The 23,743-nt window shown below is 64.7% G+C and carries 21 protein-coding genes; 15 read left to right on the forward strand and 6 right to left on the reverse strand.

Features of this window, described 5'->3' with window-relative positions:
- Nucleotides 1–15: 15 nt before the first annotated feature.
- The 8 genes from AB7535_RS11220 (at nt 16) to AB7535_RS11255 (ending at nt 7,190) form a co-directional block, all read left to right on the forward strand.
- The gene (locus AB7535_RS11220) at nt 16–1,002 is read left to right on the forward strand and encodes a sugar kinase (RefSeq protein WP_439036269.1); all 987 of its coding nucleotides are present in this window, start codon (nt 16–18) and stop codon (nt 1,000–1,002) included.
- Between the two features lie 13 nt (nt 1,003–1,015).
- Entirely contained in the window at nt 1,016–1,666 is a 651-nt protein-coding gene (gene eda, locus AB7535_RS11225) for a bifunctional 4-hydroxy-2-oxoglutarate aldolase/2-dehydro-3-deoxy-phosphogluconate aldolase (protein ID WP_028146563.1), read from the forward strand.
- Nucleotides 1,667–1,723: 57 nt separating this feature from the next.
- Nucleotides 1,724–2,893: an acetyl-CoA acetyltransferase gene (locus AB7535_RS11230; protein WP_439036270.1), complete on the forward strand. Its 1,170-nt coding sequence runs from the start codon at nt 1,724–1,726 to the stop codon at nt 2,891–2,893.
- Between the two features lie 123 nt (nt 2,894–3,016).
- On the forward strand, nt 3,017–3,223 hold the full coding sequence (locus AB7535_RS11235) for a hypothetical protein (protein ID WP_014495977.1): 207 nt from the start codon (nt 3,017–3,019) through the stop codon (nt 3,221–3,223).
- 119 nt (nt 3,224–3,342) lie between these two features.
- Nucleotides 3,343–4,545, forward strand: coding sequence for a CaiB/BaiF CoA transferase family protein (locus tag AB7535_RS11240; protein WP_208086259.1), 1,203 nt, complete (start codon nt 3,343–3,345; stop codon nt 4,543–4,545).
- 122 nt (nt 4,546–4,667) lie between these two features.
- Nucleotides 4,668–5,660 carry an OmpA family protein gene (locus AB7535_RS11245; protein ID WP_166095172.1) on the forward strand — a complete coding sequence of 331 codons (993 nt, stop codon included), beginning with the start codon at nt 4,668–4,670 and terminating at the stop codon, nt 5,658–5,660.
- A 37-nt stretch (nt 5,661–5,697) separates the two neighbouring features.
- Nucleotides 5,698–6,834, forward strand: a complete 1,137-nt coding sequence (locus AB7535_RS11250; RefSeq protein WP_208071921.1) for a thiolase family protein — start codon at nt 5,698–5,700, stop codon at nt 6,832–6,834.
- Nucleotides 6,831–7,190: a Zn-ribbon domain-containing OB-fold protein gene (locus AB7535_RS11255; RefSeq protein ID WP_166095188.1), complete on the forward strand. Its 360-nt coding sequence runs from the start codon at nt 6,831–6,833 to the stop codon at nt 7,188–7,190. Before AB7535_RS11250 ends, AB7535_RS11255 begins: the two co-directional genes overlap by 4 nt.
- Before the next feature lie 448 nt (nt 7,191–7,638).
- On the opposite strand, the gene AB7535_RS11260 is transcribed toward AB7535_RS11255, so the two are convergent.
- Nucleotides 7,639–8,394, reverse strand: a complete 756-nt coding sequence (locus AB7535_RS11260; RefSeq protein WP_166095193.1) for a FadR/GntR family transcriptional regulator — start codon at nt 8,392–8,394, stop codon at nt 7,639–7,641.
- 127 nt (nt 8,395–8,521) lie between these two features.
- Here AB7535_RS11260 and AB7535_RS11265 point away from each other — a divergent pair, with 127 nt between their 5' ends.
- The 5 genes from AB7535_RS11265 to AB7535_RS11285 are packed head-to-tail and all read left to right on the forward strand — an operon-like array spanning nt 8,522 to nt 14,741.
- On the forward strand, nt 8,522–9,913 hold the full coding sequence (locus tag AB7535_RS11265) for an aspartate aminotransferase family protein (protein WP_439036271.1): 1,392 nt from the start codon (nt 8,522–8,524) through the stop codon (nt 9,911–9,913).
- Between the two features lie 20 nt (nt 9,914–9,933).
- A complete protein-coding gene (locus tag AB7535_RS11270) occupies nt 9,934–11,538 on the forward strand; it encodes an ABC transporter substrate-binding protein (protein WP_439036272.1) in 1,605 nt (534 codons plus the stop codon).
- A 13-nt stretch (nt 11,539–11,551) separates the two neighbouring features.
- The gene (locus AB7535_RS11275; RefSeq protein WP_439036273.1) at nt 11,552–13,885 is read left to right on the forward strand and encodes a N,N-dimethylformamidase beta subunit family domain-containing protein; all 2,334 of its coding nucleotides are present in this window, start codon (nt 11,552–11,554) and stop codon (nt 13,883–13,885) included.
- Nucleotides 13,885–14,412 (forward strand): carboxymuconolactone decarboxylase family protein, encoded by a 528-nt coding sequence (locus AB7535_RS11280; RefSeq protein WP_028146557.1) that lies wholly within the window; start codon nt 13,885–13,887, stop codon nt 14,410–14,412. The genes AB7535_RS11275 and AB7535_RS11280 overlap by 1 nt, the downstream gene beginning before the upstream one ends.
- Before the next feature lie 26 nt (nt 14,413–14,438).
- Nucleotides 14,439–14,741 (forward strand): nucleoside triphosphate pyrophosphohydrolase family protein, encoded by a 303-nt coding sequence (locus AB7535_RS11285; RefSeq protein WP_014495972.1) that lies wholly within the window; start codon nt 14,439–14,441, stop codon nt 14,739–14,741.
- Nucleotides 14,742–14,756: 15 nt separating this feature from the next.
- Here AB7535_RS11285 and glsA read toward each other — a convergent pair whose 3' ends face one another.
- The 4 genes from glsA to AB7535_RS11305 form a co-directional block, all read right to left on the reverse strand.
- Nucleotides 14,757–16,604, reverse strand: coding sequence for a glutaminase A (glsA, locus tag AB7535_RS11290; protein WP_439036274.1), 1,848 nt, complete (start codon nt 16,602–16,604; stop codon nt 14,757–14,759).
- A 22-nt stretch (nt 16,605–16,626) separates the two neighbouring features.
- Complete coding sequence (locus tag AB7535_RS11295) at nt 16,627–18,825, reverse strand: TRAP transporter permease (protein ID WP_439036275.1); 2,199 nt, start codon at nt 18,823–18,825, stop codon at nt 16,627–16,629.
- Between the two features lie 42 nt (nt 18,826–18,867).
- A complete protein-coding gene (locus tag AB7535_RS11300; RefSeq protein ID WP_166352510.1) occupies nt 18,868–20,031 on the reverse strand; it encodes a TAXI family TRAP transporter solute-binding subunit in 1,164 nt (387 codons plus the stop codon).
- Nucleotides 20,032–20,198: 167 nt separating this feature from the next.
- Nucleotides 20,199–20,420, reverse strand: coding sequence for a biotin/lipoyl-containing protein (locus AB7535_RS11305; RefSeq protein WP_014495968.1), 222 nt, complete (start codon nt 20,418–20,420; stop codon nt 20,199–20,201).
- A gap of 94 nt (nt 20,421–20,514) precedes the next feature.
- Between AB7535_RS11305 and AB7535_RS11310 the strand changes: the two genes are divergently transcribed.
- Entirely contained in the window at nt 20,515–21,489 is a 975-nt protein-coding gene (locus AB7535_RS11310; protein ID WP_208086270.1) for an IclR family transcriptional regulator, read from the forward strand.
- Nucleotides 21,419–22,978, forward strand: coding sequence for an acyl-CoA carboxylase subunit beta (locus AB7535_RS11315; RefSeq protein WP_439036276.1), 1,560 nt, complete (start codon nt 21,419–21,421; stop codon nt 22,976–22,978). The genes AB7535_RS11310 and AB7535_RS11315 overlap by 71 nt, the downstream gene beginning before the upstream one ends.
- A gap of 477 nt (nt 22,979–23,455) precedes the next feature.
- Here AB7535_RS11315 and AB7535_RS11320 read toward each other — a convergent pair whose 3' ends face one another.
- Nucleotides 23,456–23,731, reverse strand: a complete 276-nt coding sequence (locus tag AB7535_RS11320; RefSeq protein ID WP_038941960.1) for a DUF3303 domain-containing protein — start codon at nt 23,729–23,731, stop codon at nt 23,456–23,458.
- Between the last annotated feature and the right edge of the window lie 12 nt (nt 23,732–23,743).

The following is a 23,743-nucleotide window of genomic DNA, read 5'->3' on the forward strand; positions in this document are numbered from 1 at the left end:
AGCGTGGATATGACGATGGCGAGCGTTGCTTGCATCGGTGAATGCATGGTCGAGCTCCGGCAGGCCCAGGGTGGACAGTCCGCTGGACAGTCCAGCGGGCATGGCCAGGGCGGCGGCCTGTATTCGCGCGGCTTCGGTGGCGACACCCTCAACACGGCGGTGTATCTGGCGCGGCTCGAGGTCAAGGTCGACTATCTCACCGCCCTCGGCGATGATGCCCTGAGCGACGAGATGATCGCGGCCTGGAATGCGGAGGGCGTCGGGACCCGCCGCGTCTCCCGGCTGCCGGGCAAGCTGCCCGGCCTCTACATGATCCAGACGGATGCGAAGGGCGAGCGCCAGTTCTTCCACTGGCGCGACAGTGCGGCGGCGCGCCAATTGATGAGCCTGCCGGAGACGGATGAGCTGCTCAACTCGCTGATGAGCTACGACATCGTCTATCTCTCGGCGATCACGCTCTCGATCTACGATGCGCCCGGGCGCGAGCGCCTGTTCGCGGCGATCAAGCGGGCGCGCCTGCTCGGCACCCGCTTCGTGTTCGACACCAATTTCCGCGCGCGGGGATGGCCGGACCGCGACGTCGCCCGCGAGGTCTTTGCCACGGCGTTTGCGACCGCCGACATCGTGCTGACCTCGACCGAGGATCTGCTCGCGCTCTATCCCGGCGAAAGCCACGAGCAGTTGATGGCGCGCATTCCCACGCCCGAGCTGGTGTTCCGTCTCGCCGAGCCCGTCAGCCTGCTGCGCTTTCCCGGCGGCACCAGCGAGGTCCGCGCCGAACCGATGACCAAGCCGGTCGTTGACACCACGGCGGCGGGCGACAGCTTTGCCGCGGCCTATATCGCGGCCCGGCTCGGCGGCTCCGATCCGGTCGAGGCGGCCCAGGCCGGGCACCGCCTCGCCAGCCTCGTGATCTGCTATGCCGGCGCCATTATTCCGGGCTATGCCATGCCGCCGAAGAAGCGGCACCGGCCGGCGACCACGCGTCAAGCGACCAAGTGAAACGAAAGCCAAGATGACCACGACTGCCCAACAGAACCACCTCGTCGCGCTGTTCAAGGCCGCGACCGTCATTCCCGTCCTCACCATCGAGCGGATCCAGGATGCCGTGCCGCTGGCGAAAGCGCTGGTGGCCGGCGGCGTCCGCACGCTGGAGGTGACCATGCGCACCCCCGTTGCGATCGAGGCGGCGAGGGCGATGATGGCCGAGGTGCCCGAGGCGGTCGTCGGCATCGGCACGATCCTCAAGCCGGCCGATTTCGTCCGTGTCGAGAAGTTGGGCGTCGCCTTCGGCATCAGCCCGGGCCTGACCCCCGATCTGCTGAAGGTCGCCGCCGACAGCTCCTTGCCGTTCGCCCCAGGCATCGCCACCGCCTCCGAACTAATGCTGGCGCTGTCCTACGGCCTCGACGTCGCAAAATTCTTCCCGGCCGAGCAGGCCGGCGGCATCAAGGGCCTGCGCGCGCTGGGCGGGCCATTCCCGAATGTGCGGTTCTGCCCGACCGGCGGTGTGGGCGAGGCCAATGCGGCGACCTGGCTTGCCGAGCCCAACGTGGTCGCGGTCGGCGGTTCCTGGCTATGCCCGACGGCGGAGATCAAGGCCGGGAACTGGGCCGGCATAACTGCCATCTGCCAGCGCACCCTCAAGGCCCTGAAAGCCACGTGAAGTCTTGCGGTTGGTGGGCTAAGACTTAGGTCAGTAAGAGACCCCAGGGAGATGACCATGACCGCCAGCATCGTCGGATGGGCGCATACGCCGTTCGGCAAGTTCGACACCGAGACCGTCGAAAGCCTCGTCACCCGCGTGGCCAATGAGGCGATGGCCGATGCCGGCATTTCCGCGTCCGACGTCGACGAGATCGTGCTCGGCCATTTCAACGCCGGCTTCTCGCCGCAGGATTTTACCGCCTCGCTGGTGCTCCAGGCCGACCCGAAGCTGCGCTTCAAGCCGACGACCCGCGTCGAGAACGCCTGCGCCACCGGCTCCGCCGCGGTCCATCAGGGCCTGCGTGCGATCGACGCAGGCGCGGCCAGGATCGTGCTCGTCGTCGGCGTCGAGCAGATGACCCGCACCCCGGGTCCGGAGATCGGCAAGAACTTGCTCAAGGCGTCCTATCTGCCGGAAGACGGCGACACCGTCGGCGGCTTCGCCGGCGTGTTCGGCAAGATCGCCAGCTCCTATTTCCAGAAATACGGCGACCAGTCCGATGCGCTGGCGCTGATCGCGGCCAAGAACCACAAGAACGGCGTCGCCAACCCCTTCGCCCAGATGCGCAAGGACTTTGGCTTCGAGTTCTGCCGCGCCGAGAGCGAGAAGAACCCCTATGTCGCGGGTCCCCTGAAGCGTACCGACTGCTCGCTGGTCTCCGACGGCGCCGCGGCGCTGGTGCTGGCCGATGCCGAGACCGCCAAGGGCATGAGCAAGTCGATCGGCTTCCGCGCCACCGCGCACGCCCAGGACTTCCTGCCGATGTCCAAGCGCGACATCCTCCAGTTCGAGGGCTGCACGGTCGCCTGGCAGCGCGCGCTGGAGAAGGCGGGCGTTGCGCTCACCGATCTCTCCTTCGTCGAGACCCATGACTGCTTCACCGTCGCCGAGCTGATCGAGTACGAAGCGATGGGCCTGACGTCGAAGGGGCAGGGTGCCCGCGCCATCAAGGAAGGCTGGACCCTCAAGGACGGCAAGCTGCCGGTCAATCCGTCCGGCGGCCTGAAGGCCAAGGGCCACCCGATCGGCGCCACCGGCGTCTCCATGCACGTGATGACCGCGATGCAGCTCGCTGGCCAGGCGCCCGAGGGCATGCAGCTCAAGAACGCCAAGCTTGGCGGCATCTTCAACATGGGCGGCGCAGCGGTCGCGAATTACGTTTCCGTGCTGGAGCCGCTGAAGTAAGTTCTCGTAGGGTGGGCAAAGGCGCGTTTGCGCCGTGCCCACCTTTTTGTTGCGCTAGATCATGGTGGGCACGCTACGCTTTGCCCATCCTGCGGCTCTTCATTGATTGGCAGGGAATGCATCATGGGCAATGACTACGAAGACTCGCTGTCGATAGACGCACTCAACGATCGCATCGCGATCCTCGAGGACAATATCCGGCAGCTCATCGAGCAGGCCGCGGCCGCCTCCGGCGAGCAGAACGAGTCGCGGATCGCCGACCGGATCAACCAGCAGAACGATGAGCTCGACCGTCTCATCAAGATCCGCGAATCCCGCCAGAAGAAATAGCGGCCGCGGCACCGCGCATGCGGCCATACCCCGGCCGCCCTTGCGCGCGCGGCGTCGCTGCCCTTAGCTGGACCGAAATCGCAGGGCCAGGTTGAGCCCGCGCAATCGGGAGCGAACGGATGGGGCCGCTGAAGGGCATCAAGGTCGTGGATATGACCACCGTGCTGATGGGTCCCTATGCGACCCAGATGCTCGGCGATTACGGTGCCGACGTGATCAAGGTGGAATCGCTCGACGGCGACGTCACCCGCCTGATCGGCCCGATGCGCCATGCCGGCATGGGCCCGGTGTTCCTCAACACCAACCGCAGCAAGCGCTCGATCTGCCTCGACCTGAAGAAGCCCGCTGGCCGCGAGGCTGTGCTGCGGCTGCTGAAGGACGCCGACGTTCTCGTCTACAATGTCCGCCCGCAGGCGATGGCGCGGCTTCAGCTCGGCTACGACGTCGTCTCCGCAATCAACCCGCGCCTCGTCTATGCCGGGGTGTTCGGCTTTGGCCAGGACGGGCCCTATGCGGCAAAGCCCGCCTATGACGATTTGATCCAGGGTGCGACCGCGCTCCCCGCCTTGATGGCGCAGACCGGTGACGGCGTGCCGCGCTATGTGCCCAACGCGCTGGTCGACCGCATCGTCGGTCTCACTGCGGTCGGCGCGATCTGCGCCAGCCTCGTGCATCGGGATCGCACCGGCCGCGGCCAGCGCGTCGACATCCCGATGTTCGAGACCATGGCCGGGTTCGTCATGGGCGACCACATGGGCGGGCTCACCTACGAGCCGCCGCTCGATAAGGGCGGCTATGCCCGCCACCTCTCGCGCGACCGCCGGCCCTACAAGACCTCGGACGGCTATCTCAGCGTCATCGTCTACAACGACAAGCAGTGGGAGAACTTCTTCAAGGCAACGAGCCGCGACGATCTGCGCGCCGACCCCAAATTCGCGACCTTCGCCGGCCGTGCCGCCAATATCGACGTCGTCTATGCCGAGCTCGCGCGCATCTTCGAGACGCGCACCACGGCCGAGTGGATCGATTTGCTGACCAAGGCCGACGTGCCCGTGATGCCGATGCACGACCTCGCGTCCATCCTGCACGATGAGCATCTGGAAGCCACCGGCTTCTTCCCGGTCGTGAACCATCCGACCGAAGGCCCGATCCGCAGCATGAAGGTGACGGCGACCTGGTCGGAGACCGAGGCGGAGCCGGTGCGACTCGCGCCGCGGCTGAACGAGCACGGCGCGGAGATTCTGCGTGAGGTCGGCTACTCCCCGGACGAGATCGCCGCCATGGTGCGCGACGGTGTCACCGGGGCTATTGCCGGCCAGTAGGGATTGGCTATGTCGATTCGTGCCCTGCGGCGGCGCAGTCGTGAAAATGTATCCATTGTTGGACAAGATCCGTGGGCCTGCATCAAAGCGCCGCTCCCCGAACTCGTAAAACGGACCTTCTCATGATCATCTTCACCCGTCTGCTCATGATTGCGTGCAGCATCGTGCTCGCGCCTGCCGTCGCTCGTGCTGCGATGCCGGCCGATGCGCCCGATGCCCGCGACCACGCGCTGATCAGTCGCTATGCCGGCTCCTGGCTGGTGGCGCGGGACGTCCAGGGCTTCGATCAGGTCGGGATGCCGCGCGGGAGCCAGAATGGCGAGGTCGTGAAAGTCGAGGGCCGTGTCACTCGCTTGTTCTACCTTGCCCCGGCCGGCAAATCGGCGCTGGAGGTTCAGCGCAACTACGAGCAGGCGTTGGAGCGCGCTGGCGCGGCCAGGCAGGATGGCTGCGCCGAGGACTGCGGGGCGCGCGACTTCGGCCAGCTTCGCAGGCTGCCGGCTAACCCGTCGCTGCCAAAGGCCCAGCTTGAAGGGTGGACCCCCATCACCTTGCTCCAGCAATGGCAGGAACCCGGGACCGAGCGCTACTGGTACGGGACCGTGAACGCATCCGGTGCAATGCTGCATGTCGCGATTGTCACGGCGAAGCCGGGAACGGTTGCACTGTCCGGCAAGTACGTGGCCACCATCGTGGAGATCGTCGAGGCCAAGGCGATGGAGTCCGACAAGGTGGTGGTGGACGTGAGGGCCCTGACGAAGGGCTTGCAGGCCGAGGGCAAGGTGGCGCTGTACGGCCTGTACTTCGATACGGGTAAATCCGTCATCAAGCCGGAGTCGAAAGCTCAACTCGACCAGATGGCACAATTGCTCCAGTCCGATGTATCTCTCAAGGTCCATATTGTCGGGCACACCGACAACCAGGGCGCGCTGGACGCCAATCTGGCCCTGTCGAAAGCACGGGCGCAATCGGTCGTGGATGCCCTGGCGACGACGTACAAGGTCGATCCGAAGCGGCTGTCGGCGGCCGGCGTCGCCAACTATGCGCCGCTCGGTAACAACGCAAGCGACGCGGGCCGTACGCGGAACCGCCGGGTAGAGATGGTGTTGCAGTAGCGCGCCGCTACCAGATCGCAGGAGCACGAACGTCACCATGAGCTTCATCACCGGCGTCGGCCTCACACCCTACGGCAAGCACGAAGGCTCGTCCTCGCTCGACCTGATGAGCCGGGCCGCGCAAGCCGCGCTCGACGATGCCGGGCTGAAGCGTTCGGACATCGACGGCATCCTCTGCGGCTACTCCACCGTGTCGCCGCACATCATGCTGGCGACCGTCTTCGCCGAGCATTTTGGCATCCGCCCGTCCTACGCGCATGCCGTGCAGGTCGGCGGCGCGACGGGCCTTGCTATGACCATGCTGGCACATCACCTCGTCGAGGCGGGCGTCGCGCGCAACGTCCTCGTCGTTGCCGGCGAGAACCGGCTCACCGGGCAGAGCCGCGACGCTTCGATCCAGGCTTTGGCGCAGGTCGGTCATCCCGACTACGAGGTGCCGCTCGGCCCGACCATTCCCGCCTATTACGGCCTGGTCGCCACGCGCTACATGCACGAATACGGCGTGACGGAAGAGGACCTCGCCGAATTCGCTGTGCTGATGCGGGCGCATGCCTGCACCCATCCCGGCGCGCAATTCCACGATCCCATCACGGTCGCCGATGTCATGGCGTCCAAGCCGGTGGCAATGCCGCTCAAGCTGCTAGACTGTTGCCCGGTGTCAGACGGCGGCGCGGCCTTCGTCATCAGCCGTGAGCGGACCGGCGAGGCCGGCGTGCGCATCCGCGGCTGCGCCCAGGCGCATACCCATCAGCACGTGACGGCCGCGCCCGCGCTCAGCGAGCTCGGTGCTGAAATCTCCATCGCCCGCGCCAAGGAGGCCACCGGCCTTGCGATCTCCGACGTGCGCTACGCCGCGATCTACGACAGCTTTACGATCACGCTCGCCATGCTGCTGGAAGACCTCGGCCTTGCCGGCCGCGGCGAGGCGGCTGCGCGCGTGCGATCAGGCCATTTCAGCCGCGACGGCGCGAAGCCGCTCAACACCCATGGCGGCCTGCTCAGCTATGGCCATTGCGGCGTCGGCGGCGCCATGGCGCATCTGGTCGAGGCGCATTTGCAGATGACGGGGCGGGCGGCTAGCCGCCAGGTGCGCGACGCATCGATCGCGCTGCTGCACGGCGACGGCGGCGTGCTGTCGTCCCACGTGAGCATGTTTCTGGAGCGCGTGCGATGAGCGAACGAATCGCGGACTGGACCAAGGGTGAGCAGGCCATCACCTACCAGACCTGTGGCGCATGCGGCCATGTGCAGTATTTCCATCGCGCCTTCTGCGCGGCCTGCGGTGCGCCCGATCCGCGCGATGCGCGCGCCAGCGGCAAGGGCAGGGTCTATGCGACCTCGCTGGTCTGCCGCGCCGCCACGCCCGAGACGCGGGCGCACGTGCCCTACAACATCCTGCTGGTCGATTGCGTCGAGGGATTTCGCATGATGGCGCACGGCGAGACGAATCTAGCTATCGGCGATGAGGTCACCGCGAGCTTCCCGACGTTCGCCGGCAAGCTCGTGCCGTTTTTCAGCAAAAGGAAATAGTAGGATTCGTCATTCGGGGGCGGTCCAAGGGACCGAGCCTGGAACGGGATTCTGGGCCTGGCTTGTGCGAGAGCCACCCCGGAATGACGAAAACACTCTACGCAACTCTTTTGCTAACGCCCGTAGAACAAGATGCTGGCGATGACGAGCATCGCCGTCACCGCCAGCATGTGCGCGAGCGCTCCCGAGGCCGCCCCCTTGGTGGCTTCCTTCATGCCTATTCTCCCTAGACTTGGGCGTGACTCATCGTTGCGCGCACTGCGCACCCGACGGTCAATTGTTTTTACTCGGAACACCCCTTGCGAGTATTCACCGTGATTTGTCCCCACACGGCGAATATCGACTGTGCCAAGGTCGATCAGCAATGCGGCGGCATTTTGACTCGATGATGTTGCTGTTGCGGTCGAGCAGCGCAGGGTTTGCGGCAACTTTCTTCAACCGCGACAAATCATCGGAGTTTCCCGCGAGAGTTCGCGGGCTTCGTTGTGGCCATCGATTTGGCTTTCGAAGCCTCCATCAGCGCATCCCTGATGTTGGTGAGGTGACGCGTCATGGCGTGGCTCGCCTTGCGCGGGTTCCTCGCTTGAACGGCTTCGAAGATGGCCTCGTGATCCCTGCGCCACACGGGCCGGTAGTCCTCCATCTGCATGTGGTTGTGAATCTCCTGCCAGATGCCGGACTCGGTCTGTGCGCGCCACAGCGAGTCGCTGATCGACACCAGCGCGCCGTTCCCGGTCGCCTCGGCCAGCACCATGTGGAAGCGGTGGTCGGACGTGTCGGCCTCGCGTCCCTGCGCATGTTCCCAGCGCATCATCGCGAGCGCTTCGGCGAGCTGCGCGAAGGCGGCCTCGGAGCCGCGCTGCGCCGCGATCGCGGCGATCTGCGGTTCGATCAGCTGGCGCGCCTCCAGGTTCTCGAATGGCCCAAAACCTTCGAGCACGTGCACGTCAGGTGCCTCCTGACGACTGATCACATAGACGCCGCTGTTACTGCGCACCTTCAGCATGCCGGCCATTGCCAGCGACAGGATGGCCTCGCGCACCGTCGGCCTCGACACGCCAAACGTCTTCGCGAGATCGCGCTCTGCCGGCAGGCGCTGGCCGATCCGGTAACTCGCCTGGATCATCGCAGCAATGCGCCGGGCAACGATCTCGAAGCTGCGTTCAGGCTTGGACGGGGGATCGTGCAACATCTTCGTGCTCATCAGTCCTTTTTTTGAGTTTGACAAGCTGCCGCGCGAAAGCCAAGTTGGTCAGACCAATTTGGACTGACCAGTTTCGCGCGACCGGGGTTGGGAATACTCTGTCGGTGGGACGATGGAGGCTGCGCGCGTGTTCGACAGCAAGCCGAATTCAGCCGAGGCGCGTGACATCGCGTTCCATCTGCACTCGCAGACCAACCCTCAGCGACATGCAGAAATCGGACCGCTGATCATGGCGCGCGGCGAGGGCGTCCATGTCTTTGACGCGAACGGCAAGCGTTATCTGGAAGCGATGGCCGGGCTCTGGTGTACCTCGCTCGGCTTTTCCGAGACGCGCCTGAAAGCGGCAGCAGCGGCGGCCTACGACAAATTCGGCTTCTATCACAGCTTCAATCACAAGACGCCGGACAACACGATCGATCTCGCCGAGAAGCTGGTCGAGATCTCGCCGATCCCGGATGCTCAAGCATATTTCGCAACGTCAGGCTCGGAAGCCACCGAGACGATGGTGAAGCTCGCCTGGGTGTATCACGCGGTTCACGGCAAGCCCGGAAAGCGCAAGATCATCGCCCGCGATCGCGGGTTCCATGGCTCGACGATCGTTGCTGCTTCGATGTGCGGTCTGCCCCGCATGCACCGCGAATTCGGTCTTCCGCTCGAAGGCTTCCTGCACACGCATTGCCCGGATGCCTATCGCGGCACGAGGCCCGGTGAGAGCGAGGCGGCGTTTGTCGACCGCCTCGCAGCCGATCTCGAAGCACTGATCATGGCCGAGGGACCCGATACGATCGCAGCTTTCATCGCCGAGCCGATCAACGCCGGCGGCGGCATCGTCGTGCCGCCGAAGGGATATTTCGCTGAGATCGAGGCCGTGCTGCGCCGTCACGACATCCTGGTGCTTGGTGACGAGGTGGTCTGCGGCTTCGGCCGCACCGGCAACTGGTTCGGCTGCCAGACGGTCGGCATGAAGCCGGACATGGTGGCGCTCGCCAAGGGCATCACCTCGTCCTATTTCCCGATGTCGGCCGTGTTGCTGGGCCGTCCGATCCGGGACGCGCTCAGCGAGATGAACAAGGGCGGCGAGCTGTTCGGGCACGGTTTCACCAATTCCGGGCACCCGGTCGGCGCGGCGATCGCGCTCGAAACGCTGAAGATCTATCACGAGATGGATGTGGTGCCGCACGTCCGCCGCATGGGCTCGAGGCTCCGCACCGGGCTGGAGCAGATCGCGCGGGATTCGCGCATCGTCGGCCAGGTGAGGGGCGAGGGACTGATGATCGGGGTCGAGCTGGTCGCGGACCCCGCGACGCGGCAGGCCTTCGATCCCGCGCTGAAGGTCGGCGCGATGTTCGATGCGCTCGCAATCGAGAATGGCCTGATCATCCGCGCGATGGGCGACACGATCGGGTTCTGCCCGCCGCTGATCATCGACGAAGCCGGAGTTGACGAGGCGCTCGACCTGTTCGCGCGGACCTTGCTCAGCGCCGAAGCCAACCTTGCCGAGACACGTCCATCTGCGTAACCCCTTGAGGAGACCATAGCATGCGCCGTCGAGACCTGCTCCGATCCACACTGGGCGCCGGTCTCGGCGTCGCCCTGGGCTCGAGTCTTGCGATGCCGCGGCTGGCCCGCGCGCAAGGTTCCCGCGTGCTGCGCTTCGTGCCGCAGGCCGATGCGGCCATCCTCGATCCGATGATCACGACCGGCCTCGTCAACCGCAACCACGGCTTCCTGATCTGGGACACGCTCTACGGCGTCGATGAGAAATTCCAGGTTCAGCCGCAGATGGTCGCCGGCCATACCGTCGAGAACGACGGCAAGCTCTGGACGATGACGTTGCGCGACGGCTTGAAATTCCACGACGGAGAGCCCGTACGCGGGCGCGATGTGGTGGCGAGCCTGAAACGTTGGGCCGCGCGCGATGCCTTCGGCAATTCGCTCTTCAATTTGGTGGATGAACTCTCGGCGCCTGATGACAAGACCGTGCGCTGGCGCCTGAAGTCACCGTTTCCGCTGTTGCCGGAAGCGCTCGGCAAGGTCGGTGCCATCATCGCCTTCATCATGCCGGAACGTCTTGCGCAGACCGATAGCGTCACGCCGGTCAAGGAGCTGATCGGTTCCGGTCCGTTCAAATTCCAGGCCGATCAGCACGTGCCCGGCGCGCGCCTGGTGTATACGCGTTTCGATGGCTATGTGCCGCGCCCCGAGGGGACGCCGAGCCTGCTCGCCGGTCCGAAGATCGCGCATTTCGACCGGGTCGAGTGGCAGGTCATCCCGGACCCCGCGACGGCCGCGGCTGCGCTTCAGCAGGGCGAGATCGACTGGTGGGATCAGCCCATCGTCGACCTGTTGCCGAAGCTGAAGGGCAACAAGACGCTGACCGTCGAACTGCTCGACCCCATCGGCAATGTCGGCGTGCTGCGCTTCAACCATACGCAGCCGCCGTTCGACAACCCGGCCATCCGCCGCGCGGTGCTCTCCGCCATCAGCCAGAAGGAATTCATGTCCGCGGTCGCGGGCGACGACACCAGTCTCTGGCGCGACAAGGTCGGCTTCTTCGCGCCCGGCGGCATCATGGCGAACGATGCCGGCATGGACGCGCTGAACGGCCCCCGGGATATCGCCGCCGCGGCCAAAGCCATCAAGGACGCCGGCTACAAAGGCGAGAAAGTGCTGCTGATGGCGCCGGGCGATTTCCCTGTCATCGGGCAGATGAGCGAAGTCGCAGCCGATCTGTTCCGCAAGCTCGGTTTCAATGTCGACTACGCGGCGATGGACTGGGGCTCGATGCTGCGGCGCATGGGCAACCGCGAGACACCGGACAAGGGCGGATATAGCGCGTTCTGCACTTATTCTGCGGGCGTCACGCAGCTGAACCCCTCGGCGCATAACTTCATCCGCGGCAGCGGTGACAAGGCGACCTTCGGCTGGGCAAAGAGCGAGAAGCTGGAGCAGCTCCGGGATGCCTGGTTCGCCGCGCCCGATGCCGCCACGCAGACGAAGATTGGCGTCGAGATGCAGAAGCAGTGCTTCATCGATGTTCCCTATGTTCCGCTTGGTGTCTTCTATCAGCCGACGGCTTACAAGAAGAGCCTGACGGGCATGCTCAAGGGCCTGCCGTTGTTCTGGAACGTGCGCGGCGCCTGAAGAGGGATTTTCGATGCTTCCGATCACCGGTTATGCGGACCGCTGGAGCGTGCGCTCCGGCGACGACATCAACTTCATGATTGCGGTCAAGGGCGGCGGCCGCTATTCGGCGCGGATCGCCCGCATCATCTGTGGCGACCCGAATCCCAGGGGACCAGGCTATCGCGAGATTCCGGTCAAGTGGGACCTGGAAGGCCAGCACGATGGCATCGAGCAGACCATCGCCAAGGGCTCATGGGTCGATGTATCAGCACTGGCGCTGCCGGCGGGCCCGATCGCCTTTGCCGCGACTGTCTGGCCGACCTTGCTCTCCGCGGGCCAGCAGGCCGTGCTGAATTGGGCTGGCGCAGGCGGCTCAATGACGCTCGGCGTCGGCAAGGCGGGCGCTTTCGTCCGGCTCGTGACCGGCGGGGGCACCATCGAGATCGAGACCGGCGTCGGGCTCACCGAGCGGGCATGGCACGACATCGCGTGCGTGTTCGACCCGGCAACCGGATCGTTGGCGATCGCACAGGCACCGCGCAAGATCAGGCTCGATCGCGACGAGCGCGCGACGAAATCGCTGAGCGCGCCAAAGGCCGCGTTGGCCGGCACGGGGGCGGCGGCGATTGCAGCGGAGCGCGCAGGCCGGGGCGTAGTCCACCATTTCAACGGCAAGATCGAGCGGCCGCGCATCACCGATGGCAGCACCGGCCTTGACGGCACCATCGCCGTGCAGGCTTCTGGAACGGCGGCTCCGTCCATCGCCGAATGGGATTTTTCCATCGGCATTCCGACCGACTCCGCGACCGATATCGGCGCTGCCAAGGCGCACGGCACCTGCATCAATTTGCCGACGCGCGCGATGACGGGGTCGCGCTGGACCGGCGGCGTGACGCATCGCTGGACAGAAGAACCCAAGCTCTGGGGTGCGATCCATTTTCACGACGACGATATCGGCGATTCCGGCTGGCAGCCGTCGCTGACCTTCACCGTGCCGGAGGATTGGAAGAGCGGCGTCTACGCACTGCATCTCGAAAAGGGTGGCACGCGCGACAACATCGTCTTCTATGTCCGCGCCCGGATACCGGGATCGCAGGCCAAGGTGGCTTTTCTCGCGCCGACCTTCAGTTACACGGTCTATAGCCAGTATCAGAAGAAGGGCAGGCAAGCCCTGATCACGGAGCGCTCGCTGGCCTGGGGCGCGCTGGCGCAGGCGCCGGACGGTCATCCCGAGTACGGCGTCTCGCCCTACAACTTCCACTCTGACGGCAGCGGCGTGGTGATCTCGACGATGCGCCGGCCGCTGATCGACAAGCGTGTGAACCAGATCCATCTGATCGATCCCAGCGACTACGGTTCCGGCCTCTACTGGATCTCCGCCGACAGCGCCATCACCGATCTGCTGACCCGCAAGGGTATCGACTTCGAAGTCATCACCGATCACGACGTCCATGCCGAAGGCGTCGATCTGCTGTCGAAGTATTCTGTGGTTCTGACCGGGCAGCATCCGGAATATCACACCCATGAGACGCTCGACGCGCTCGGCGCCTATCTCGGCAATGGCGGCCGCTTCATGTATCTCGGCGGCAACGGCTTCTACTGGAAAGTGGTGCCGCATGCGACAGGCACCTGGGCTTTCGAGCTGCGCCGCGCCGAGGGCGGCATCCGGCTCTGGGAAACGCTGCCCGGCGAGAGCTATCACGCGTTCGACGGGTCCTATGGCGGCCTCTGGCGGCGGCTCGGCCGCCCGCCGCAGGCGCTGGTCGGCGTCGGCTTCAGCACGCAAGGGGAGTATATGGGTTTCCCCTACACCTTCCTCGACGGCATTCTCGATTCCCGCGTCGCCTTCATGCGCGAGGGAATCGAGGATCTGGCGAAGCCCGGTGCCAAGCTTGGCGAGCGCGGCTTCATGGGCGGCGGCGCGGCGGGTCACGAGCTGGATCGGGCGGACACGCGCCTTGGCACCCCGCATCATGCGATCATCGTCGGCCGCGCAGTCCTCACTGATCCGACCTATCAGCCCGTCAACGAAGAGCGCTACGACCATACCTGGCCGGCATCGCGCGAGGACATCATCCGCTCCGACCTGACCTTTTTCGAGACGCCGAATGGCGGTGCGGTGTTCTCCGTCGGCTCGATGAATTTCATCGGCGCGTTGGCGGTCGACGGCTACAACAACGTGGCAGCCCTGCTGGTGACCAACATCGTCAGGCGCTTCGCCGATTCGACGCCATTCCCGGTGCCGAAGGCCCCCGCACAAGGGGGATGGCCTCACGCGACGATGTTGCTCTTGGGCCGGTGCGAGAATACTCTTGGGACCTCTGCTCGAAAAAACGACAACAAGACCAAGACCCAAGGTGACTGATGGCCCGTATCAACTACAGCGACCCGTTCAAGGCGTCCGACCGCACCCGCGAAATTCTCGACAAGAACCGCAACGCCAACATCTTCCGCATGATGGCGCACTCGCCGAGCTATTTTGAGCAGTACTGCCGGCTCGGCGGAGCCATCCGCCACAAGGGCGAGCTCGATCCCATCGTTCGCGAGCTCGCAATCACCCGCACCGGCATTTTGTGCGAAGCGCCGTATGAGATCGTCGCGCACAAGCGCATCGGCAAGAATGTCGGCGTCACCGACGAGCAGAACGAAGCGCTGGAGAATTGGCAGGCCGCGACCTGCTTCAACGAGGTGCAGCGCGCCGCACTCGCCTTCACCGACGAGATCGTGAAGCTGAAGAAGCCGACGGATGCGACGTTCAAGGCGATCGCATCGAAGCTGACACCGGCCGCGCTGGTCGAGCTCCAGCTTTCGGTCGGCTTCTACATCATGACCTCGAAATTTCTGGAGACTTTTGAAATCGATCTCCAGCCCGTCACGGAAGTGGTGGGCTGATCCAAAAACTGTGGCGAGGTCTGCCGATGACGATCGATGAATACGCGGTCTGGGCCGCGAGCATTGCGAAAGTCGATGAGCATCCGTCCAACGAGCGGCTGTCCTATCTCGGGCTCGGCCTCGCCGGCGAATCCGGCGAGGTCGCCGACCACATCAAGAAGCTGCTGCGCGATGACTGGCTCGACAAGGCGGGCCTCGTCGATGAGCTCGGCGACGTCATCTACTACTGGGCGTGCCTGTGCGCCGCGACCGGCCAGCAGCCGTCCGAATTGCTCAAGGCGAGCGCTGCCAAGATCAAGCGACGGCTGAGCGAAGCCGCGAGCCGCTGACCCTGATCAGCGCGCTCACGCCGACGTCAGAATGTCGACCTTGGCATTGGCGACGATCAGGCGGTCGGCGAGCAGCTGCGCCAGATTGCGCATGATGCGCTCGGAAGCGCGCGGGTGCTGCTTGCGGAAGCGCTCGAAATCCTTCAGCGGTACCTCGAATGCGGTCGCCGCCATGTCCGCGAACACGTCAGCCGAACGCGTCGGCTCCAGCAGCGCCATCTCGCCGAAGGCCATGCCGGCGGTCAGCGTCGCCAGCCGCACGCCGTCGGGCAGGGTGACATGCACGGCGCCGCTGCGCAGGAAGAACAGGAAATCGGCGGGGTCGCCTGTCGTGATGATCTTTGCCCCGGATGGAAAGGTCCGGATCGTGCAGATCGAGGCGAGGTCGGTCAGCTCTTCCTCGCTCATGCCTGATAGCAGCGGCTGTTCGGCAAGCTCGGTGGTCTCGTGGAAATCGATCGAGCCGCCGTAGCGGTAGACGATCTGGTCTTCCGCCCATTCGATCGCGGTGTCGAGCAAATAGAAGTCGCGGACGTTCTTCAGCTCCGCCGTCCATTCCCGCAGGCTGTCCCATTCCTTCGACGCACGCCTGACCCCCGACAGTACGACGGTCACGTTCAGCGCCGCCAGCTCCTCGAACGCCTCGGCAACGAGCCGCGCCCCGGCGCGCGTGGTGGAGGTGACGCGGTGGAGATCGAAGATCACGATTTGCGGCCGCGGCTGTCCGGCCAGCCTGCGCGAGACATAGTCGACCGCCGACAGCGACAGCGTGCCGACCAGCTCGATGACCCGCACATCCTGCTCATGCCCGGCCAGAATCTCGCGCTCCTGCGGCCGGCGCACGCGCCGCGACGGGCTCTTGCCAATGTCGTAGTCGGCGATGACGGCGTTGCGCGCGTCGTCGCTGCGGTTGAGCATGTGCAGGTCGTAATGCGAGGACAGCGCCTCGCAGACCTTGATGCCGCGCACGCTGTTGCCGTGCTTGTCGAGCTTCGGCGAATAGCTGCCGAGGCCGAGGCGGGCAGGGAGTGCGGCCAGGATGCCGCCGCCGACGCCGCTCTTGGCGGGGATGCCGATCCGGTAGATCCATTCGCCGGCGTAGTCGTACATCCCCGACGACGTCATCACCGAGAGCGTGCGCGAGATCGCGTAGGGCGTCAGCACCTGCTCGCCCGTCACGGGATTGACGCCGCGATTGGCGAGCGTTGCCGCCATCACCGCGATGTCGCGCGCCGTGACCAGCACCGCGCATTGCCGGAAATAGACGTCGAGCACGCCGGCGACATTGTCCGAGATCACCGCATTGGTCTTGAGGAGGTAGCCGATGGCGCGGTTGCGGTCGCCGGTCTGGCTCTCCGAGCTGTAAACGGCCTCGTCCACGGCGAGATCGCGCCCCGCAAAGCGGCTGAGCGCGAGCCGGATCTGCTCGAAGGCGTCCGGGCCCTTGCTGTCATAGATCAGCCCGGTGCAGGCGATCGCGCCGGCATTGACCATCGGGTTGAACGGATGGTTGTCGGAATTGAGCCGGATCGAGTTGAAGGGATCGCCCGAGGGCTCGACGCCGATCGCGCTCTCGACGCGGCCGGCGCCCAGGAGGTCCAGGGCCAGCGCGAACACGAAGGGCTTCGACATCGACTGGATGGTGAAGGGCACCCGGCTGTCGCCGACCTCGTAGACGTGGCCGTCCAGGGTCGCGAGGCTGATGCCAAAATGGGCAGGGTCGGCCTTGCTCAGCTCGGGGATGTAGTCGGCAACGACGCCGGAGGTCTCGGCCGAGAATTCGTTGAGACAATTGCCCAGAAACCGCAGCAAGGGCGGCTTCGAGCGGGTCCAGGCGGAGGCGAGAGGCGAAAGCGTTGTCATCGCCTGTCTTTGTGCAACGCAATCAGGGCACGCGCAACCCGTCCGGCACCACAGCCTGCCGCCGGACCAGCAGCAGGGCGATCAAAACCGTGGGCACGAGGATCGCGAGGCCCAGCAGCGTGACCTGCATCTGCGACAGCGGCATGATCCCGCCGCCCGGGGTGGCCACGACAAAGCCGCCGATCACCAGCAGCACCCGCAAAGGCCACTCCATCAGGCCCGCGCCGCGAAGGTCGCCGACAAAAGCCTGGTAGCCCTGGATGCCGCCACAGATGAAGACGATGCCGAAGCAGGCAAGTCCGGTCAGCCCGAATGCCTCCAGATACGGGTTGCTGCCCTGAAGCAGCAGCGCCGGATTGAGCACGAAGAAGAACGGGATGAAATAGATGATGCTGCCGACCCACATGCTCTCCCAGCCCGTCTTCATCGCGGGCGCACCGGCGATGCCGGCCGCCGCGAAGGAGGCGATCGCCACCGGGGGCGTGATCGAGGACAGCATGCCCCAGTAGAAGATGAACATGTGCACGGCCATCTTGTTCAGCCCGAGCTTCTCCAGCGCCGGCGCCACCAGAATGGCCAGGAAGATGTAGCAGGAGGTCGTGGTCAGCCCGAGCCCGAGGATCAGGCTGGTGATGGCGCACATGATCAGCAGCAGGAAGGCATCGCCGCCTGCAATGCTGAGCAGGTCGTTGGCGAGGCTCGAGATCACGCCGGTGAGCGAGAAGGCACCGATCAAGAGGCCACAGCCGGCGAGGATCGCGATCAGCTCGACGAAGGTCTTGCCGTTGAGTTCGAGGAAATGCAGCCAGCGCGCGCCGCCCCAGTTCTTGCCGGGGAAGAACTCGTTCAGCGCCGCCAGCAGGCACATGCCCCACAGCGCGGCATTGAGCACGCCGAACCAGAACATCGCAGCCGTTGCCGCGATCGAACCGGCGAGCACCAGCGTGTTGCCGAGCCTCCAGCGCGCCGGCCCGGACCATTGATGCAGGATCACGAGCAGCACGGAGGCATAGAACGGCGCGTGGCTCTCGCGCTTGAAGTAGAGCAGCATCACCACGAGCACGACGATTACGAAGAGATAATACCAGCCCTCTTTGAAAGCGTCCCAGAAGCGCGGCAGTTCGGCGCGCGGCAGGCCCTTCAGCTTGTGGCGGGCGGCATAGGCGTCGACCTGCGCGAACAGGCCGACATAATAGAGGATCGAGGGGATGGTGGCGGCGAGCGCGACGTCGGCATAGCCCGTGTTCATGAACTGCGCCATGACGAAGGCGGTGGCGCCCAGCACCGGCGGCGCCAGCACGGCGCCGGTCGAGGCGCAGGCCTCGATCGCGCCGGAATAGGACGGCGTGAACCCCGTCTTCTTCATCGCAGGGATCGTCATCGTTCCGGCGGTCAGCACGTTCGAGACGATGCTGCCGCCGACGGTGCCGAGCAGGCCGGAGGCAAACACGCAGACCTTTGCCGCGCCGCCGCGGAAGGTGCCGCACATCGCGAAGGCGATGTTGATGAAGAATTTGCCCGCGCCCGTCATCATCAGCGCGGTGCCGAAGACGAGGAAGCCGATCACGGTGTCAGCAAAGGCCTGGATCGGAATCCCGAGCAGGCTCTCACCGGAGAGCATGTGATAGGACGTGGTTTGCTGCAGCGTCGATTGCGTGCCGCGGAACGGCCCGAGCCAGGAAGAGTCCGCAAACAGCGGATAGAGCGTGAAGGGCAGCACGCTGAGCAGCAGGCTCCAGCCGCCGGTGCGCCGCAGCGCCTCCATCAGCACGAACCACATCACCAGTCCGGCGGCGATGACGCTGCTAGGCGCGCCATCGAACTCCCAGCCGAATTGCGCGGCCTTGCGGATGTTGAGCATCAGCCAGATCGCCGAGCCGAAGGTCGCCGCGAACAGCAGCAGGTCGTACCAGGGTATGCGGTCGAGCGGCGCCTTCTCCGATCCCGGAAAGATCAGGAAGGTGAACGGGAGCATCAACGCGATCAGCAGGTAGAAATATTCGGTGTTGAGCTGGGTGTAGTCGATGAAGAACCGCAGCGAAAATTGCTGGTTCACACACAACAGAATGGTGGCCGCGGTGGCCGCCATCAGCACCCAGCGCCACGCGCCCTTCAATGTGCGGACGCGCGTGACCTCGGCTTCCTGCAGATCGGCGGCGGCGCCGAGATGCGGATCTGCGAACTCAACCTTCGTCGCCGGCGCTGCCGCAGTCTCTGACATCGGCGCTCTCCTCAAACAGTTCTGCGGCAGTCAGCTTGACGGTCAGTCAAACCCGTTCGGCATGTCGGCCTTGGCCAGCGCCGTGGCGCGCGCCTTCATCCAGCCCTCGAGGAAGGCCTTTTCGTCCGACGGCGGATTGGACTTGCCGTAATCCGCCCACGCCGCACCAAGCACGTCCTGTCGCTTGAACAGCTTGTTGTTGTGGGTGTCCTGCGCGTCAGACCATTGCCCGGCTTCTTTCAAGGCCTTCACCGCGCCGGGATGCACCGGCACCACCCAGTTCTTTGTCTGCCGGTCGGCAGCGAGCCCGCCGGCGCCGGGTGCGGAATCCTTGTAGGCGTCGTAGCTGACGATCATCGCCTTGGTCATCGCATAGACCTGGTCTGCCGGTTGCGAGGCATAGGCGACGAAGATCGGATAGGGGTAGTTGCCGAGCTCGATCGGCTTGTCCGGTGTGATGCCGGCGCCGCAGGTTGCCGTCTGCGGGAAGAAGAACGAGCCGACCTTCTGCATTCGCGCCCAGCCTTCCTTGTCCTTGGCGGGCAGCGGCGGCCAGACCAGACCGCGCGGCGAGGTCTCGGCTTCCTTGGCGGGGCCGGTGATGGTGGTGCCGAAGGCGGCGTCGGTGTCGTTGTTGATCAGGCCCTTCCACATCGCGCCGTAGCTCGCGAACTCGACGACCTTGACATCCTTCTGCGTCAGGCCTGCGAAGGCGAGCACTGCGAGCGAGTTCTGGTTCAGCGCGGGCGAGCCGACGACGAAGCCGACGCGCTTGCCTTTCAGGTCTTTCAGATCTTTCACGCCGCTATCGGCTGCGACCCCAAGCGAACCGCAATTGCAATCGACGCTCGAGAGCATGATCTGGAGCGGCTGCGGGCCCCATTCCTTCGAGCCGAACTCGAACACGCCTTCCTGCGCGAAATAGGTACCCGATCCCATCGCCGATGACGCCGCGCGCTTGGCGCGCAATGGTGCAAGCCGCGCGACGTCGTTGCCTGCGGGCAGCACGCGCACATCGGTGCCGTATTTGTCCTTCATCATCTTGCCGACGCCGACCGCGATGTTGAAGCCGGCGGTGCCGGTGTCATAGGCGGTGAACGTCAATGTCGCCGGCAGCTTGATGTCTTCGGCGATTGCATAGCTTGTAGACGCAAAAGAAATGCCCGCAACCAAGGCAGGCGCGAGCATGGTCAGCCCACGAAGCATGTTTCCCTCCAATGATCCTCGCGTTTGCCGCGAAGAGTTTCATTCTTTGTTTGAAACAGTTTTTTGTTTGAAACGGATCATGTCATCGCGATCAGGCGATGGCAACGCCGTACCGCGAACGCGGCGATGAGGCAGACAGATTGTCGCGGAAGCCACGGATAATGCAGTCAGTTCGCGACGATCGCGATCGCCTGTCCTTCGGCGACGACATCGTCGAGCTTGACGAGCAGCGATGTGATCGTGCCGCTCGCGGGCGAGGGCACAGGTATCTCCATCTTCATGGCTTCGACGACTACAACGTCATCGCCATCCGCAACGGTTCCTCCAACTTGCACGGGAGTTGCGCAGATGCGACCCGCGACCTCCGTGACGATCTTAATTTCTGGCATGCCATCGCCTTTTTGTTGTCGTCGCAAAATGCCTGAGGTAGCGTCGTCTGCAAGTGGAATTTAATTCCGCAGAGCGGAACGAACGGTAGGGAACATGGGACGACGATCGGAGCGGTTAAGCAGGCAAGGTGCGCTCGCTGGCGATGCCGGCGAGGGTGATGTCATCCAGGTGGTGTCGCGCGCGTTCGACGTGTTGCGATGCTTCGAGGGCCATGAGGCCCGACTCGGCAATCTCGAGATTTCAAATCGCTGCGGCCTGCCGCGCTCGACGGTGTCGCGGCTTACGCACACGCTGACGCGGATGGGGCAACTCGTGTACCTGCCGCGCGACCAGAAATATCGCATCGGTCCGAGCGCCGTGGCGATGAGCGCCTCGATGATGAAGGGCGCGCAGCTGCGCAGCATGATCCGGCAGCGGCTCCAGGAAGTCGCCGAGCAATTGCCTGGCACTGTCGGCTTCGTCGTCCCCGATCGCTTCCATCTGGTCTATCTCCAGTTCGCGCGGTCGGCGACTGCGCTCGGCCTGCATGAGGGCACCGGCAGCCGCATCTCGATGGCCTCGACGGCCGCGGGCGCGGCCTACACCGCGGCGCTGGCGCCTGAAGTCGGCGATGCCTTCATTACAGACATGGAACGGGAAGCGCCCGAAGCTGCAAAGATCCTGCGGCCCCGCATCGAGGCCAACAGGCAGTCGTTGCTCGAGCGCGGTTATGTCACGGCCTGCGGCCTGTGGAGCCCGCACATCAACGGCCTCGCGGTGCCGATCTGGTCGCCGCAATACCAGACCTTCGTCGTCATCACGATCGGGCTGCTGTCGTCGATGTATGACGAGCAGCGTCTGCATGCTGAAGTCGCGCCGTTGATGGTCGCGCTCGGCCGCTCGCTCGGAAGCCTGATGGAGGGCGCGGAAGGTGACGTCTTCAACAACCGTATCTCGCGTAAACCGGTCGCAATGGCCGTGCACAACAATAACAAGCCGATCAATTCGGAGGGAGTGAATGAACTGGAAGCCGGAACTCGACGAGCTCGCCCGGCGCGAAGCCTTCGCGCGGGAGATGGGCGGCGTTGACAAGGTCAAGCGTCAGCATGACCAGGGCCGACTGACTGTTCGGGAGCGTATCGACAAGCTGATCGACAAGGGCAGCTTTCACGAAATCGGTGCCGTCTCCGGAATCGGTGAGTACGATTCCAGCGGCGAGCTGCAGAAATTGACGCCGGCGAACTGCGTGTTCGGCCGCGCGCGTGTCGACGGCCGCACCGTGGTGGTCGTCGGCGACGATTTTACCGTGCGCGGCGGCTCGGCCGATGCGTCGATCTCGGCAAAGCCGTTGATGGCGGAGGAGATGGCGCATGATTTCCGCCTGCCCATCGTCCGCATCATCGAGGGGTCCGGCGGCGGCGGCTCGGTCAAGACCATCGAGACCAAGGGCGCGGCCAATCTGCCGGGCGGCATTGGCGGCACGCGCTGGTATCGCTTCACGACGGAGAATTTGTCGCGCGTGCCGGTCGTCGCGCTCGGCCTCGGCTCGGTCGCTGGCCTTGGCGCGGCACGCCTTGCCGCCAGCCACTATTCCATCATGACCCGGAAGTCCGCGATGTTCGTCGCGGGGCCGCCGGTGGTGAAGGCGCTGGGGCAGGACCTCACCAAGGAGGAGCTCGGCGGCGCCGACATCCAGACTCGCGCCGGCGCGGTCGATCACGCCGTCGATACGGAAGAAGAGGCGTTCGCCTGCGCGCGACGTTTCCTCTCTTATCTGCCGTCATCGGTCTATGAGCTGCCGCCGACCTTGCCCTGCACCGACAATCCGGAGCGCACCGAAGAAGCGCTGATGAATGCGGTGCCGCGCAACCGCAAGCAGGTCTACAAGATGCGGCCGATCGTCGAGCAGGTCGTCGACAAGGGCTCGTTCTTCGAGGTCGCCAAGAATTTCGGCAAGCCTGTCATCGTCGGTCTCGCCCGGCTCGAGGGCAGGGCGGTGATGGTGCTTGCGAGCGACAGCTTTCACTATGGCGGCTCGTGGACCGCGGATGCGTGCCAGAAGGTGGTGCGCTGGGTCGACTTCGCCGAAACCTTCCACCTGCCGATCGTCTATCTCATGGACTGCCCGGGCTTCATGATCGGCCTCGATGCCGAAAAGGCGGCCACCATCCGCCACGGCGTCCGCGCCATGGCCGCGGTCAACCAGACCACCGTGCCCTGGTGCACCGTGATCCTGCGCAACGCCTTCGGTGTCGCCGGCGTGGTGCATCAGCCGGCCGACCGCTTCTCGATCCGCTACGCCTGGCCGTCAGCCTATTGGGGTTCGCTGCCGCTCGAAGGCGGAATCGAAGCCGCCTACCGCGCCGACATCGATGCGGCCGAGGACAAGGCGGGCAAGCTCAACGAGATCCAGGAACGGCTGAACAAGCTACGCTCGCCGTTCCGCTCCGCCGAAAAATTCTGGGTCGAGGAGATCATCGATCCCAGGAAGACAAGGTCGCTGCTGTGCGAGTTCGCAAGGCTGGCCGAGCCGTTGCGGAAGGCGGGGCCGCCGGAGAACATGACGATCAGGCCGTAGGTTGCGGTCATGGCGAGCAACCGGGCGCGCGAAGCGAAGTCCCGATGACGGGCTCCGCGAAGCAATCCAGACTTTACCCGCGGAGGCCGTCTGGATTGCTTCGTCGCTTCGCTCCTCGTGGAGCGGCGCGGTGCAAGTCGTGATGCGTGGAACCATTTCTAGCGCTGTGCATTCAAACGCGCATGAGGAACCTGTATTTCGGCATCGGGGCTCTCGCCGCCGCGCTGGTTCTCTTTACGATTTGGCTGGGCCAGCATGAACGGGAGGCATCAATCGATCGCCTCGAGCAATGGGTGATTCCACGCCCGCCACCTGAGCGCTAAAGGAACAGCGGCCGTCACTGACGGCCCTATCGAAATACCCCTAAACACATTCGTTGTAAGCCGCCACGCCTTCGGCCGGACAGATCGACATTTTAGACCTGCCGGGGATGTCACTGCCGCCGGTCTTCAGCGGCAGCGACATGAGGATTGACGATTAGCGCTTGGGCAGCGAGGCCATCACTTCGCCCGCGTCGCCATCCTCCAGACAGGGTGTGACGGTCAATGGGAGCAGGTCAGCCCACTGTGCTAGCCAGCGATACATCGCCTTTGGATCGCTCGATTCAGAGATCGCAAATCCCTGTCCGTTCATGCCATGCCACCGGCCCAGCATCTTGACGCCTTCGGGTGGCGCTCCGCCGGTTTCCAGAAAACGGCTGACGGCCGCATTGAAGGTGCCTTGAGGTACACTCCAGGTTGTAATGAATTTCATGCGATTCTCCCA

It is taken from the genome of Bradyrhizobium sp. 956_D2_N1_4 (genome assembly GCF_052076025.1).
GTDB lineage: Bacteria > Pseudomonadota > Alphaproteobacteria > Rhizobiales > Xanthobacteraceae > Bradyrhizobium > Bradyrhizobium barranii.